This window comes from Schaalia naturae, from assembly GCF_042665795.1.
Lineage (GTDB): Bacteria > Actinomycetota > Actinomycetes > Actinomycetales > Actinomycetaceae > Pauljensenia > Pauljensenia naturae.
The window spans coordinates 833,154-846,661 of record NZ_JBHTEF010000001.1 but is presented as its reverse complement, the minus strand read 5'-3'; the positions used below and the strand labels follow the sequence as shown (position 1 = coordinate 846,661).

The following is a 13,508-nucleotide window of genomic DNA, read 5'->3' as shown; positions in this document are numbered from 1 at the left end:
CGCCGCGACCACGACGGACCACGCCCGGCGCGTCGCCCCACCACGCGGGTGGACCTCGAATGAGGTGCTCAGCCCCGGGTCAGGCCCGCCACGAACTCCACGTGGTGCGTGTGGGGGAACAGATCCCATGCCTCGAAGGACTCGAGGGCGTACCCGCCCTCGACCAGAGCGCGCAGGTCGCGCGCGCCGGCAGCCGGGTCGCAGGACACCAAGACGACGCGCGGCGCCCCGAGCGAGCACAGTGCCCGGCACACTTCGCGTCCGGCGCCCGCACGCGGCGGATCCAGCACGACGACGTCGGCCGCCGCCTCGGAGCCGCGCCCCTCGGACGCTCCTCCGGCGCCCAGCTCGCCGGCGAGCTCCAGGACGCCCGCGGCGTCGACCGTGCCGACGAAGGTCTCCGCCTGTGGCCAGCCCTCGAGGTTCGCGGTCGCGTCGGCCACGGCGCCCTCGTCCCCCTCCAGGGAGGCGACCCGCCCAGCCGGCCCCGCCGCCTGGGCGAGGAAACGGGTGAACAACCCGGCTCCGGAGTAGAGCTCCATCACGCGGTCCCCCTCGGCGACCTGGGAGGCGCGCATGACGGCCTCGGCCAACGTCTCCGCGCCGCGCACATGCGACTGCCAGAAGCCGCGGGCGCGCACCGAGAACGTCTCCTGCGCGTCCGGTGCGCCCCCCGGGCGGCGCACCGTCCATGTCAGCGGCTCGTCCTCCACGCGGGTCGGACGCCCCTCGCGCAGGGCCCACGCGCCCGACGGGGCCACGAGCACGGCCTTCCCCCCGTTCGGCGCGACGGCGCGCACCCGGTCCCCCGCCCGCCATACCCCGCCCCACGGCGAGTCCGAGCCGAAGAGCCCGAGCTCCTGGATGGCGGGGACGGCCAGCGGCATCTCCTCCACGCCGACCACCTCGCGCGTGCGGTAGCGGTGCATGCCGGCCCGCCCGTCCGGCGTGACGACCAGTTCGATCCGCGTGCGTCGCCCGAGCAGCGGGTCGGCCTCGTCCCCGTCCCCCGGGGTCGGGTCGACGCGCACGCCACCGAGCGCGGTGACGGCGTCGAGGAGCGCCTCGCCCCCCACCCGCCGCAGCTGCCCGCGGAGCACCGTCTCCTTCCACCGGCGCTGGGCCGAGGGCCGCACATGCGCCAGCTCCCCGCCGCCCACGCCGCCGGGCCCGGCCTCCGGCCACACCGAGGGGACGCGGTCCGGGGAGGGGTCGAGGACCTCCGCCACCTCCGCCCACGCCAGGGTGTTGCGCGTGGACGTCACGCGTGCGCGCACCCGCTCCCCCGGCAGACCGTGGCGGACGAAGACCACGCGTCCGGACTCCTCGCGGGCCACGCACGCGCCGCCGTGGGCCGGCTCGCCCAGCGTGAGCTCCAGGACCTCCTCCTCCCCGGGTTCCGCTCGGTTGGCGGCTCGGCGCATGCGCACGCCTCTGGGCGGTCGGTGTCTCATCGGTTCTCCCCGGTTCCTCTCGCGTCCCTCTTGAAGGGGTCGTTGACCAGTTGGCGTCCCTCGACGGCGGCGTCCTCCCCCAGCTTCCACGGCACCGTCGTGATGACGACGCCGGGAATGGCGAGCAGGGCCTGACGCACCCGGATCGCGGTCTGGTTGTGCATGATGTTCTCCCACCAGTGGGAGACGAGGAACTGCGGGATGTAGACGACGATCATCTCGCCGGGCGAGCGCCGCCGCTGATGGCGGATGTAGCTGACCAGCACGTGCTCGATGTCTCGGTAGGGCGAGGACAGCAGGGTGAGGGGCACGGGCAGACCCGACTCCTCCCATTCTCGCAGAACGCGCCGCTCCTCCTCGTCGTCGGTGACGACGCTGACCAGCTCCAGCGACGAGGGCGAGGAGGCGCGCGCCGTCGCGACGGCGCGCATCGCGGGCCGCGCGAGGTTCGAGACGAGGACCAGGGCGTGGACGCGGGACGGCAGGGCGCGCCCCGCTGAGTAGTCCCGGACCCGCAGCTGCTCGCGGACGAAGTCGTAGTGGTGGCGGATGCCCCGCTGGATGAGGAAGAGGATCCCCATGAGCAGCAGCGTGATCCATGCGCCGCGGGTGAACTTCGTGATGAGGACGATGACCAGCACCGTGCCTGTCATCGCGAAGCCGAACATGTTGACCGCGCGGGAGCGCAGGACCGAGCGGCGCTCGCGCCCCGTCTGGGGGCGGCGCAGCTGGCGGTTCCAGTGGCGGATCATCCCCAGCTGCGAGAGCGTGAAGGAGACGAACACCCCGACGATGTACAGCTGGATGAGGCGGGTCACCTGGGCGTCGAAGACGACGATGAGCAGGACCGCCCCGACGGTGAGCACCCCGATCCCGTTGGAGTAGGACAGCCGGTCCCCCCGCTTGTAGAGCTGGCGGGGAAGGAACGAGTCGCGCGACAGCACGGATGCCAGGGTCGGGAACCCGTTGAACGCGGTATTGGCCGCCAGCACCAGGATCAGGCCAGTGACGACGGTGACCAGGAGGAACAGGGGCGTCCCGCGCCCGAAGACGGCGACGGCGAGCTGGCCGATGACCGGATCGATGGTCACGTCCGCGCCGACGGGGGCGCCGTTCAGCAGCAGCTGCGTCTGCGGGTCCTCGACCATGAGCACCCCGGTGCGCCGAGCCAGGAACAGGATCGACAGCATCATCGCGGCCGCGATGCCGCCCAGCAGCGCCAGCGTCGTGGCCGCGTTCTTCGACTTCGGCCGGCGGAAGTTCGGGACGCCGTTGGAGATCGCCTCGACCCCGGTCAGCGCGGCGCACCCGGAGGAGAAGGCCCGCATGAGCAGGAAGGCTCCGCCCAGGCCGACCAGGCCGTCAGCGTGGGAGGGATCGGCGACCACCTCGTAGGCCGCGGTCGGGGCGTCCGGCAGGTCGCCCGCCGCCATCTTGACCAGTCCCACGGCGATGAGCAGCCCGATCGAGCCCATGTAGAGGTACGTCGGGGCCGCGAAGGCGCTGCCCGCGTCGCGCAGGCCCCGCAGGTTGAGGACCGAGAGCAGCAGGACCAGCAGGACGGCGATCGGCACCTCCTGTCCCGCCAGCTGCGGCACCGCGGTCGTGACGTAGTGCGCGCCCGAGGAGATCGACACGGCCACCGTCAGGACATAGTCGACCAGCAGAGCCGAGGCCACGACCAGGCCCCATGTCGGGCCCAGGTTCGTGGAGACCACCTCGTAGTCCCCGCCGCCCGACGGGTAGGCGTGGACGGTCTGGCGATAGGAGAGGACGACGGTGGCCAGGACGACCACGACGGCGACCCCGATCCACAGCGACCGGGTGACGGCCACGCCCCCGGCCAGCGCGAGCGTGAGCAGCACCTCGTCCGGGGCGTAGGCCACCGAGGAGAGGGCGTCCGAGGCGAAGACGGGAAGCGCGATGCGCTTGGGCAGCAGCTGGCCGCTCATGGTCTCCGACCTCATGGGTCGCCCGATGAACAGCCGCTTGACGCGGTCGACGGCATCCTGCACGGTGGCTCAGCCTACTCGTCGCGGGAGCCCCGCAGGAAGGACGCGCGCCACATCCGCCGCGTCGCGCGCGAGCGGGTACCGTGATCCCCGTGCATTTCGTGATCATGGGATGTGGCCGCGTCGGGTCGACCCTCGCGTCGACCCTCGACGCGCAGGGCCATTCGGTGGCCGTCATCGACTCCGACGCGCAGGCGTTCCGGCGCTTGTCCCCGGACTTCTCGGGACGGCGCGTGACCGGGCTGGGCATGGACCGCGACGCCCTGCGCCAGGCCGGCATCAAGGACGCTTACGCCTTCGCCGCGGTGTCCAACGGCGACAACTCCAACATCATCGCGGCGCGCGTGGCGCGCGAGACCTTCAACGTCCAGCGCGTCGTCGCCCGCATCTACGATCCCGCCCGGGCCGTCGTCTACGAGCGCCTGGGCATCCCCACGGTGGCCACCGTCCGACGCACCACGGAGGCCGTCATGCGCTGGCTGATGCCCCCGGACGCGGCCGTTCTGTGGGCCCACCCCACGGGGCTGGTCTCCCTCGTCTCGGCCATGCCCGTGGCCTCGTGGTACGGCGTGCCCTTCCCGGTCGTCGAGGAACTCACGGGGGCGCGCCTGGCCTTCGTCTCGCGCTTGGGCGGGCTGGAGCCCGCCCGACCGGACCTGGTCGTCCAGGAGCACGACGAGCTGGTCTTCGCGGTGTCCGGGCGGGATCCGGTCCCGCTGCGCAACATCATGACCGAGCCGCCCCGGAAGGAGGACTGACCATGAGGATCGTCATCGCGGGGGCGGGGTCCGTCGGGCGTTTCGTCGCCTTGCGCCTGCTGGCGCACGGGCATGAGGTCACGCTCATCGACAACCAGCCGGACCAGCTCCGCGTCGCCTCCGTCGCGGATGCCGACTGGGTCTTGGCCGACGCCTGCTCCCCCGACGTCCTGTCCGACGCCGGAGTGCGCGAGGCCGACGCCCTGGTCGCCGCCACCGGCGACGACAAGGCGAACCTGGTGATCTCGCTGCTGGCCAAGGGCGAGTTCGGCGTCCCCCGCGTCGTCGCCCGGCTGAACAACCCGAAGAACGAGTGGCTCTTCAACGGCTCCTGGGGCGTCGACGTGCCCGTGTCCACCCCGCGTCTGATGACCGCCCTGGTCGAGGAGGCCGTCTCGGTGGGTCTGCCCGTCCAGCTGTTCTCCTTCAACCAGGCCGACGTGTCGATGTACGCCTTCGTCTTGCCCGATGACTCCCGCGTCGTCTCCCGCCGCCTGGAGGACGTCACCCTGCCCGGGCGCACCGTGCTGTCCTCGATCCTGCGCGACGGCCGGCCGATCACGCCGACGCCCGACGACGTCCTCGAGGCCGGAGACGAGCTCCTGCTCTTGGTCCCCGACGGGGACACGGAGGCGCTGGGACGGCTCACCCGCGCCCTCGGACACCCCCAGCCGGAGGCGGAACCCGAGGAGGAGCCCGCGGACCGTCCATGAGGGCGAGCAGCCCGCTCAGGACCCGGTCGGCCGCGTCCCGGGGATCCGTCCCCGCGAGCCGGGGCCGGCCTCGTCCCCGCGATCATCGGTCCGGTCCCCCGCATGTGCCAGGGAGGCGAAGGGCCGCAGCCCCGCCCAGGTGAGCCAACACACGACCGCGAACAGCGGCAGCCCCAGGACGAGTTTCGCGACGCCGAGCTGCGCGACCGCCCCCGCATGCCACAGCGGCCACTGGACGCCCAGCCGGATCAGGAACATCCCTGCCCATACCCATGTCAGCGCCAGACACCGGCGCCGCAGCGGGGCCAGCGCCACATCGGTGCGCCACGAGGCCGGCAGCCCCCACGCGAAGCCGACCGCCAGCGCCACGGCGGGGCGCCGCGCCGCCACGGTCGCCAGGAGCCCGGCGGCGAATGCGGAGGCCGTCACGAGCCCCCACGCGAAGTAGTTCTCTCCGCGCCCGGACAACGCCGCCCACACCACGCCGATCGCGACGCCGGCCAGTCCCGACGCCGCCTGCGTCAGGCTTTGGCGCTGGGCCAGCCGCGCCAGGCAGAACACCACCGCTGTGCCAGCCGACGCCGCCAGGCACACGCGCAGGTCACGGGTGAGGACGAACAGGACGACGAACACCGCCCCGGGCAGGACCGACTCCACAGCGCCGCGCCAGCCGCCCACCGCCTGGGCCCAGGAGAACCCCTCCCCCGACGGGTCGGCCGCCCAGGACGGAAACCGGGATCCCGTTCCCGGTCCCGCGCTCACGCCGCCCCCGGCGGCAGGATCCGGTAGGTCGGGTCGATGAGCGCCAGATGGTCGCGGACGAGCACCGCCGTGCCCTGGGCCTCGATGTGCCCTCCGACCTTGATGCCGGGGACCGAGCGCCGCCCGAGCCAGCGGATCTCGATCGTCCCCGTCCCGTCGTAGAGCATGACGACCAGGCGCCTGGGCCCATCGACCGGCGAATAGGTCACGGACTGGATGAGCCCGGAGACCACCACCCGCTGCCGTTCGCGCACCTCGGACAGCGGCACCGTCCCGCGGGAGCGACGCGAGCGCTGCTCCTCGTCGGCCTCCTGGGCCTCGCGGGTCGCGTTCATCCACCGTCGCAGGAGGCGCTGCCACACCCCGGGACGAGGGCGGCCCCGCATGTCCGTGTCAGACATCCGGAACCTCGACGGCCCCCTCGGGGACGTGCAGCGGCAGGAGGTCGAGGCGCGCGCGGGGAGCGTCGTCGCGGGCCACGACCAGGCGGTCGATGACCTTCTCAAGGGCGCCACCGGCCTCCAGCGACTGGGCGGCCGGCCCCAGGATGTCGAGCCGGGCGAACCAGCGCGGCCCCTCGCGGCCGATGACGCGCATGCGGGAGGTGGCCCGCGAACCGTCGGGCAGGGTGACCAGCAGGTCGGCCAGCAGCTCGTCGCCGTAGCGGGTATGCACGTCCTCGACGTGCGCGCCGTCCGACTCCATGCCGGAGCGGATCTGGGCGCGCAGCTCGTCCCACACGCCGCCCGACTTCGGCGCCGCCGCCAGGCTCACCTGGATGCCGGAGGCCCCCAGGACCAGAAGCGCCCGCAGCACGGTGCGGCCGTCCTTCGCCAGCTGCGTGCGCAGCTGCATCCCGGGGATCGCCGGAATGAGCAGCGAGCCCATGTCGACATAGCCGGAGGTCGTGTCGATTTCCGCGATGTCGCGGGGGCCGGGCTCGGACCAGACGGGGTCCCCGTCGGAGGGGCGGGACGGGCGCTCAGGGACGGCCTCCGGCTCCTGGAGCCCCGGCCCGAGGGGCGTCTCCGGTTCTGCGGGCCGGCGCCGTTTCCTGCCGAACATCCGATCATCCCCTCCGGCGGCGCCAGGCGCCGCGGATTGATCTCATGAGGCGCAGTCCGTGCACACGGGCAACCCGTCCTCATCCATGTACGCCAACTGCGAGGAATGGTGCACCAGGAAGCACCGCGAGCATGTGAACTCGTCGTCCTGGCGGGGCACGACGTGGACCGTCAGCTCCTCCTTCGACAGATCCGCCCCGGGCAGCTCGTAACCCTCCGCAGCCTCGTTCTCGTCCTCGTCGATGTCATTCGAGCCCGCGTCGTTGCGACGGGCCTTGAGCTCCTCGATGGAGTCCTCCGCGACATCGTCCTCGTTCTTTCGCGGAGCGTCGTAATCTGTGGCCACCCTGTCTCCTCCTCGTCACCATCCGGCATGGCGCCGTCCACACGCCGGCATCGTCGGCGCAGGGATGGTAACACTTGACCACCCGAGATTCCATTGCGTTCTCGGACACGCTGGGACCAGCACGTGAGCCGGAGCCAGGACTCTGACACCATGCCGGTGGTGAGGGAACGGGAGGTGCCATGATCGAGCTCGACCTGCTCGGAATCGGCGCGGACGGTGAGAGCCTCGTGCTGACGGACGCCGACGGCGAGCGCTACGTCGTGCCCATCACCGATGAGCTGCGTGGCGCGGTCCGGCGCGACCGCCCCCGGTCCCGCCCCCAGGACGCGCCGGAGCGGGCCCTGCGCCCCCGCGACATCCAGGCGCTGCTGCGCTCCGGCCTCGACCCCGACGACATCGCGGGCCAGTACGACGTCGATGTCGAGCACGTGCGCCGTTTCGAGGCGCCCATCGTCGCCGAGCGCGAGTGGGTGCTCTCCCGCGCCCGCGGCTCCCACGTCGGTGGCGACCCGGACGCCCCGGAGATGGGCGACCTGGTCGTGGACCGGCTCGCGGCCCGCGGCGTCGACCCGGGCTCCCTGGCCTGGTCCGCCCGCCGCGGCGAGGACGGCCCCTGGGAGATCGCCCTCACCTTCGTCCAGGGGGCGGCTGAGCACGCCGCGCACTGGACCTTCTCGCCGTCTGGCACGCTTGTCGAGGCTCTCGACCAAGAGGCCCGATGGCTGACCGAGACGGTCACCCAGGCCCCGACCTCATCGATCTTCACTCCCCTGCCCACCCGGGACGTGCCGGACGCGATCGATCTGAGCGCGGAGGAGGCCGATCTCCGCGTGCGCGAGGCCCTGCTCGACCAGCTCAACGCCGCCCGCGGCCACCGCCAGGAGATCGACGCCGATCTGGCCGGCTCCGAGGAGGAGCCCGACGAGACCTCGGACGACGCCCCGGCGGACGCCCCGGACGTCGGGGCGCGCCGCGGGACGGAGCATCCGGCCCCCGCCCCCCTCGGGCGCGGGAACGGGCAGGGCGAGTCCATCTCGGCGCGCATCTACTCCCTGGCGCATGCGCGCGCACGCGGGACGGACGAGCCTGCCGCCGCCCCCGGCCCGTCTGGCGAGCCCCGCCGCGCCGACGCGGAGACCCGGTCCTCCCGGCCGGCGCCGAAGGAGCCCGCCGACCCCTCCCATGAGGCCGCCGAGACACTCCCCGGCTTGGAGGCCCCCGCCGAGGACGTGGACACGGAGCGCGGCGACGCCCCCGGGCGTCGCGAGAAGCGACGCACGCGCCGACGCTCGGTGCCCAGCTGGGACGAGATCGTCTTCGGATCCCGGTCGAACTGACCACCACCCCGGACCGCCCCGCGGGTACCATGGGGCCTGTCACGGCGGTGGGGCTCGCCTTCAACCGCGGGACGAGCCCGGACGCTGTCCGGGCCGGTCCGCCAACGGTCCCTGAGGTCCAGCCGACCGTGCCGTGACGATGCCACGACCCTCTCTGCCGGGCCCGAACGGTTCGGCGCCCCGAACGGGGCGCCCGCAGAGGAGAGCACGACATGGCACACGCACCCATCCGCTTCACCGACGTCTCCGCCCTGGAGATCCTGGACTCCCGCGGCAATCCGACCGTCGAGGTGACTCTGACCACCGAGGACGGCCGTCCGTTCACAGCCGGCGTGCCCTCCGGCGCCTCCACCGGCACACGCGAGGCCGTCGAGCTGCGGGACGGCGATCCCGAGCGCTACGAGGGCAAAGGCGTCACCCGCGCGGTCGGGAACGTCGTCGGTGAAATCTCGGAACTCCTCCGCTCCCGCTCCTGGGAGTCCCTCGAGTGGCTCGATGACGCCCTCATCGAGCTTGACGGCACGGACGGCAAGTCCCGCCTGGGGGCCAACGCGATCCTCGGCGTCTCGATGGCGGCGGCCCGGGCCTTCGCCGGGGACAGGCCCCTGTGGCAGTACCTCGCGCCCCGCGAGGTCGAGGTCCGTCTGCCCGTCCCCCACTTCAACGTTCTCAATGGCGGCGTCCATGCCCCCAACGACCTCGACTTCCAGGAGTTCATGCTCGCGCCCCTCGGCGCCCCGTCGTTCGCCGAGGCCGTCCGTGCCGGAGCCACGATCTACCACCGTCTGAAGAAGGATCTGACAGCCCGCGGCGAGTCCACGGGGCTGGGGGACGAGGGTGGATTCGCTCCGGACATCTCCTCCCCGGAGGAGGTCCTCCGCCTGCTGGTCGCCGCGATCGAGGACGCCGGTTACACGCCGGGCCGAGAAGGGGTCGCCATCGCGATGGACCCGGCCTCCTCCGAGTTCCACCGCGGCGGGGTCTACCGGATCGCGGGCGAGGACCTCTCCTCCGAGGACCTCATCGATCGTTATGAGGACATCATCGCCGAGTTTCCCGTGTGGTCGCTGGAGGACGGGCTGGCCGAGGATGACTGGGACGGGTGGAGGCGTCTCACCGACCGGCTCGGCGACCGGGTCCAGTTGGTCGGCGACGACATCTTCGTCACGAATCCCGCGATCATCTCCCGCGCCATCGAACGCGGCATCGCGAACTCCGCGCTCATCAAGCTCAATCAGATCGGCACCGTCACCGAGACGCTGCGCGCCCAGGCCCTCTGCCGTGAGGCGGGATACGCGCAGATGATCTCGCATCGCTCCGGCGAGACCGCGGACGCCTTCATCGCGGACCTCGCGGTCGCGACGGGTGCCGGCCAGATCAAGTCCGGGGCCCCGGCGCGCGGGGAGCGGGTCGCCAAGTACGACCGTCTCCTGAGCATCGCGCGGTCCGCCCCGACCCTCCCCTACGGCCTGGCCCGCTGAGTTCCCGAGGGTCGCGGCGGCCCACCGGCCGATGGGCCGAGGACGCGGAGGAGCGGCACGAGCGACGTCTCCTCGCCGATCGGCGAGGGCGCGCACGCAGGCGCCGACATCCCGATCCGGTTGTGCCACCACACGCGCATCCCGACAGCACTCGGTCCGCCGGCACCCCGAGCTCCTCGAGCGCGAGCCGGTAGGCTGCCGGGCGCGGCTTATAGGCCCCGGCGCGCTCCGCGGTGACCACCGTCGCGAACCCGACGGGGACCGCGCCCGCCGCTCGGCGTCCCAGGCGCTCCGAGCAGTTGGTCACCACCCCGATCGGCAGATCGCGGGCGATCCTCCCCAGCACCTCGGGGGCCTCGGGCCATGGGCGCAGCTCCGCCCACCGATCGACGAGGTCGGAGGCGAGCCTCCCGCTCAGCCCTGCCTCCACCGCGGCACGGGCGACGAGGTCCTCATACGGCGCATACTCGCCCTGTCCGTAGGTGAGCTCCAGATACGCCCGCCGCCAGGTCAGGCCGGCCTCCTCGTCGCCGGCGACCGCGTTCCACAGCGTCCACGAGTCGAGGACCGCCGTGAGGAGGTCGAAGAGGACGGCCTCATAGGTCGTGTCATCCGTCGTCTGAGGCATGCCGGTCAATCCTCCGGCCGTGAGCCGCGGTCGGGTCGATGCCGCTCAGACATCGTCGAGCGCCTCGAGCAGCGAGCTCGTCCGCCCGATGTGGCGGCGCATCGCCGCCTCCGCCTCGACGCGATCCTGGACCTCGATGGCGGCCGCGACGTCGAGGAGCTCACCGTGACCACGGGAGCGGTGCGCGGGGATGTCCGCCACCCGGACCAACGCGATGCGCATCCGGTCGCGCAGCCGTTCGATGAGCGTCCGGAGTTCGGCGTTGCCGCAATGCTCGGCGATCAGGGAGTGGAAGCGGCCGTCGGTGCGCGAACAGCCGGCCCCGTCGTCCCTCGTGATCGCCTGTTCCTGCTCGTCGAGGACGTCGCGCAGCCGCGGAAGCAGGCCGGGGTCGCCGACCTGGGCGCACAGTCGCGCCGCGTATCCCTCGAGGGCCTCCCGCGCTTGGTGGATCCCCTGCGCTTCGGCCCGACCGATCGCCGCCACGACGACACCGCGTCGCGGATGCTCCTGCGCGAGCCCCTCCCCGACGAGCTGGAGCACGGCTTCCCGAGCGGAGCCTCGCGAGACCCCGAGCTCCCGCGCGATCCGGGGGACCGCCAGCTGGTCCCCCGGCCGCAGACGCCCTTCCAGCACGTCCAGCCGGAGGTGGTCGTGGACGAGGCCGACCACGCGGGATCGCAGTCGGGGGCCGCCGACAGCGAGCCGGACCGGCGTCTAGGCTGACCGAGGGAGGGACTCCCTCCGCCCGTCACGACGATCCGTTGGCTTCGAGGAGCCCCGCCCCGTCCACCACTCCTCCCCAGGAATGTGCGGCGCGGGACTCCTCGAGATCAACGGGTCCCCCACGCCGCGGCGTCCTCGGCCATGGACCGATCGATGGGCGGGAGGGTCGCGGAGACCTGGCTCTGGCAGAGCCTCGGGGATCCGCCGAACCGGGCGGGAGGAGGGATCGCCTGCTCCGGCGCCCCCGCGACGACGCGCTGGCGTCGTCCGCCAGCACCGGAGCCGGGGCGGAGCATCCTTCGCGAGGCCATTGGCGGGTTCCCCTCTGCGGGCGCGCTCCTGCCCGCGGTCGTCGACCGGGCAGGGACCATCAGCCGTCGCGGCAGTTCGGGCAGCGCCCAGGCGGGATCCATCGCCATGCCCATACTATCGGACGCCACGTGCCGGGTCGGACGGGCGATCCCTTACGGGAACCGACGTCAGGCGAGTCGGACGACGGGGATGAGCATCTCGTCCGGCGTCAGCGATCCATGGACGCCGACCTGCGCGATCGACGCGGGCGTCTGCCACCGCGAGTCGACGATGCCCGCGCGGCCGCTCGGGAACACCAGCGCGTCCCCGATCAACGCCGACCCCGGCCCCTCGCCCAGGACGCCCGGCATCTCCTCTGGGCCCAGGATCCACGCCCCATCGCCCAGGATCTCCCGCCACCGGGCCAGGACCTCCGGGCCACGCCCGGGCCGGGCGTGCACGTGGACGCTGCGGGCCTCCCCGGCGATGGCGTCCACGCCCTCGTCCAGGTCCGGGCGCCGTGCCAGGTCGATGAGGAGATCGGGGCCCGTGTCGACCATGCCGTGATCGGCTGTGAGCATCACGGCGACCTGCTCGGGCAGGCGGCGCAGCAGGGCGCCCAACCCGGCGTCGAAGTCCTCCAGGGCGGCCGTCCACTGCTCGGACCCGCACCCGTGGTGATGGCCCACATGGTCGATGTCGGACCAATACAGATAGACGAGCGGGGTCCCGGCCTGGAGCTCGCGCAGGGCCGCGCGCATGCGCTGGGACCAGGAGACCGCGCCGACGTGACGCGCTCCGCGCAGGGCTGCGCGCGTCAGCCCCGAGTTCGCGAAGGTCGGGGGCGAGACCACGCAGGAGCCGACGCCGGCGCGCGACAGACGTTCGAAGATCGTGTCGCAGGGCTGCCACTGGACCGGGTCCACCCCCTCCGCGAAGGCCAGCAGGTTCATCACCTCGGGCGCAGAACCATCCGCCCGCGGAGCATCCCCGCGCAGCACGGAGTAACCGACCATGCGGGTCGCCCCGGGGCGGCGCCCCGTCGCGAACGCCGTGATCGCCGCGGCCGTCGTCGAGGGCGCGATCGTGTGCGCGACCGCGGTGTCGCCGCGATGGGCCCGCAGCACGGGCGCGTGCCCGATCCGGGCCTCCAGGGGAACCCGTCCCAGCCCGTCGGCGAGGACGACGAGGACCTGCCGATGGCCGCCGGCCTCGAGTCCCACCCGGGACGCGGCCCCCGAGTCCCCTCCGGGCAGCGCCGGGTCGAGGGCGGCGACGCAGGCGCCGAGGACATCGGTGAGGAGGAGGTCGCCGGCGGCCGGGAGCTCCGCCCCGTCCAGCGCGCTCCCCGCGCCGCTCGCCGGATCAGCCACGCGCGGCCCCCAGGAGCGAGGTGAGGACGTCGACGAAGCGCTCGGCGCGCCCCAGCGCGCCCGTCCCGTCGGCCGCGGCGGCGAAGCGGACGGTGAGGTCGTCGGGGACGGAGGTCATCGAGTACCCGTGGTCGATCACGCAGTTCGGGTCCTCGCACTGCAGGGGCTCGACCTCACCGCGGCGCTGGCCGCCGACGTTGAGGCTGAGGGAGACCTCGGCGGGGGATCCTCCCCCGGGCACAGTGGGGTCGGCGATCACCTCGACCACCGACACGCCTTGGATCCGCCCCACGGGGACCAGCGTCGTGGCCACCATCGCGCCCCCGTCCTCCATCTCATCGACGTGGATCTGGACGAGGTGCGTCCCGGTCAGGGCGGAGACCGTGAGGTGGCGGAACATCGAGGTCGAGTCGAAGGCGGCGTCGAGCTGGCACACCGAGGCCAGCGGCTCCCCTCCCCCCAGGGCGCGCCGCAACGAGCGCGCGACCAGCGCCGGGTAGAAGCCCAGGGAGTCGATCTCCTGCCATGTGTCCATCCCCCGATTGTGCCCCGGGGCGGCGTGT

14 protein-coding genes and 1 riboswitch are annotated in these 13,508 nt (G+C 73.0%); of the genes, 4 read left to right on the top strand and 10 right to left on the bottom strand.

What is annotated here, in order from left to right; genetic code table 11:
• Nucleotides 1-68 precede the first annotated feature (68 nt).
• Nucleotides 69-1,454, bottom strand: a complete 1,386-nt coding sequence (locus tag ACFQWG_RS03695; protein WP_380972222.1) for a class I SAM-dependent RNA methyltransferase — start codon at nt 1,452-1,454, stop codon at nt 69-71.
• Nucleotides 1,451-3,421 carry an APC family permease gene (locus ACFQWG_RS03690; protein WP_380976206.1) on the bottom strand — a complete coding sequence of 657 codons (1,971 nt, stop codon included), beginning with the start codon at nt 3,419-3,421 and terminating at the stop codon, nt 1,451-1,453. The genes ACFQWG_RS03695 and ACFQWG_RS03690 overlap by 4 nt, the downstream gene beginning before the upstream one ends.
• 152 nt (nt 3,422-3,573) lie before the next feature.
• On the opposite strand from ACFQWG_RS03690, the gene ACFQWG_RS03685 reads away from it, so the two are divergent.
• Together ACFQWG_RS03685 and ACFQWG_RS03680 are read left to right on the top strand one after the other, a co-directional pair.
• Nucleotides 3,574-4,224, top strand: coding sequence for a potassium channel family protein (locus ACFQWG_RS03685; protein WP_380976204.1), 651 nt, complete (start codon nt 3,574-3,576; stop codon nt 4,222-4,224).
• A gap of 2 nt (nt 4,225-4,226) precedes the next feature.
• A complete protein-coding gene (locus ACFQWG_RS03680) occupies nt 4,227-4,937 on the top strand; it encodes a potassium channel family protein (protein WP_380972220.1) in 711 nt (236 codons plus the stop codon).
• 15 nt (nt 4,938-4,952) lie between these two features.
• Here the strand turns inward: ACFQWG_RS03680 and ACFQWG_RS03675 are convergent, their stop codons facing one another.
• Genes ACFQWG_RS03675 through ACFQWG_RS03660 form a run of 4 tightly spaced genes read right to left on the bottom strand, consistent with a single transcriptional unit; the run spans nt 4,953 to nt 7,109 of the window.
• Nucleotides 4,953-5,699 carry a DUF3159 domain-containing protein gene (locus tag ACFQWG_RS03675; protein WP_380972218.1) on the bottom strand — a complete coding sequence of 249 codons (747 nt, stop codon included), beginning with the start codon at nt 5,697-5,699 and terminating at the stop codon, nt 4,953-4,955.
• Nucleotides 5,696-6,100, bottom strand: a complete 405-nt coding sequence (locus ACFQWG_RS03670; protein ID WP_380972216.1) for a DNA-binding protein — start codon at nt 6,098-6,100, stop codon at nt 5,696-5,698. The genes ACFQWG_RS03675 and ACFQWG_RS03670 overlap by 4 nt, the downstream gene beginning before the upstream one ends.
• Nucleotides 6,093-6,764, bottom strand: a complete 672-nt coding sequence (locus ACFQWG_RS03665) for a DUF3710 domain-containing protein (protein ID WP_380972214.1) — start codon at nt 6,762-6,764, stop codon at nt 6,093-6,095. Before ACFQWG_RS03665 ends, ACFQWG_RS03670 begins: the two co-directional genes overlap by 8 nt.
• 42 nt (nt 6,765-6,806) lie before the next feature.
• On the bottom strand, nt 6,807-7,109 hold the full coding sequence (locus ACFQWG_RS03660; RefSeq protein WP_291494905.1) for a DUF4193 domain-containing protein: 303 nt from the start codon (nt 7,107-7,109) through the stop codon (nt 6,807-6,809).
• A gap of 179 nt (nt 7,110-7,288) precedes the next feature.
• Between ACFQWG_RS03660 and sepH the strand changes: the two genes are divergently transcribed.
• Together sepH and eno are read left to right on the top strand one after the other, a co-directional pair.
• Nucleotides 7,289-8,446: a septation protein SepH gene (sepH, locus tag ACFQWG_RS03655; RefSeq protein WP_380972212.1), complete on the top strand. Its 1,158-nt coding sequence runs from the start codon at nt 7,289-7,291 to the stop codon at nt 8,444-8,446.
• Between the two features lie 212 nt (nt 8,447-8,658).
• The gene (gene eno / locus ACFQWG_RS03650; protein WP_380972210.1) at nt 8,659-9,927 is read left to right on the top strand and encodes a phosphopyruvate hydratase; all 1,269 of its coding nucleotides are present in this window, start codon (nt 8,659-8,661) and stop codon (nt 9,925-9,927) included.
• On the opposite strand, the gene ACFQWG_RS03645 is transcribed toward eno, so the two are convergent.
• From ACFQWG_RS03645 to ACFQWG_RS03630, 4 genes are all read right to left on the bottom strand, one after another.
• Complete coding sequence (locus ACFQWG_RS03645) at nt 9,824-10,555, bottom strand: HAD family hydrolase (protein ID WP_380972208.1); 732 nt, start codon at nt 10,553-10,555, stop codon at nt 9,824-9,826. The genes eno and ACFQWG_RS03645 overlap by 104 nt on opposite strands.
• A gap of 45 nt (nt 10,556-10,600) precedes the next feature.
• Nucleotides 10,601-11,227 carry a GntR family transcriptional regulator gene (locus ACFQWG_RS03640; protein WP_380972206.1) on the bottom strand — a complete coding sequence of 209 codons (627 nt, stop codon included), beginning with the start codon at nt 11,225-11,227 and terminating at the stop codon, nt 10,601-10,603.
• A gap of 408 nt (nt 11,228-11,635) precedes the next feature.
• Nucleotides 11,636-11,707, bottom strand: a riboswitch (Fluoride riboswitch).
• Nucleotides 11,708-11,760: 53 nt separating this feature from the next.
• Nucleotides 11,761-12,945 carry an alkaline phosphatase family protein gene (locus ACFQWG_RS03635; RefSeq protein ID WP_380972204.1) on the bottom strand — a complete coding sequence of 395 codons (1,185 nt, stop codon included), beginning with the start codon at nt 12,943-12,945 and terminating at the stop codon, nt 11,761-11,763.
• Nucleotides 12,938-13,480 carry a DUF5998 family protein gene (locus ACFQWG_RS03630; protein WP_380972202.1) on the bottom strand — a complete coding sequence of 181 codons (543 nt, stop codon included), beginning with the start codon at nt 13,478-13,480 and terminating at the stop codon, nt 12,938-12,940. Before ACFQWG_RS03630 ends, ACFQWG_RS03635 begins: the two co-directional genes overlap by 8 nt.
• Between the last annotated feature and the right edge of the window lie 28 nt (nt 13,481-13,508).

Coding starts and splice junctions, on each gene's coding strand:
- ACFQWG_RS03695 (WP_380972222.1), bottom strand. CDS start 1,454: ATGAGACACCGACCGCCCAGAGGCGTGCGCATGCGCCGAGCCGCCAAC.
- ACFQWG_RS03690 (WP_380976206.1), bottom strand. CDS start 3,421: ATGAGGTCGGAGACCATGAGCGGCCAGCTGCTGCCCAAGCGCATCGCG.
- ACFQWG_RS03685 (WP_380976204.1), top strand. CDS start 3,574: ATGGGATGTGGCCGCGTCGGGTCGACCCTCGCGTCGACCCTCGACGCG.
- ACFQWG_RS03680 (WP_380972220.1), top strand. CDS start 4,227: ATGAGGATCGTCATCGCGGGGGCGGGGTCCGTCGGGCGTTTCGTCGCC.
- ACFQWG_RS03670 (WP_380972216.1), bottom strand. CDS start 6,100: ATGTCTGACACGGACATGCGGGGCCGCCCTCGTCCCGGGGTGTGGCAG.
- ACFQWG_RS03665 (WP_380972214.1), bottom strand. CDS start 6,764: ATGTTCGGCAGGAAACGGCGCCGGCCCGCAGAACCGGAGACGCCCCTC.
- sepH (WP_380972212.1), top strand. CDS start 7,289: ATGATCGAGCTCGACCTGCTCGGAATCGGCGCGGACGGTGAGAGCCTC.
- eno (WP_380972210.1), top strand. CDS start 8,659: ATGGCACACGCACCCATCCGCTTCACCGACGTCTCCGCCCTGGAGATC.
- ACFQWG_RS03645 (WP_380972208.1), bottom strand. CDS start 10,555: ATGCCTCAGACGACGGATGACACGACCTATGAGGCCGTCCTCTTCGAC.
- ACFQWG_RS03630 (WP_380972202.1), bottom strand. CDS start 13,480: ATGGACACATGGCAGGAGATCGACTCCCTGGGCTTCTACCCGGCGCTG.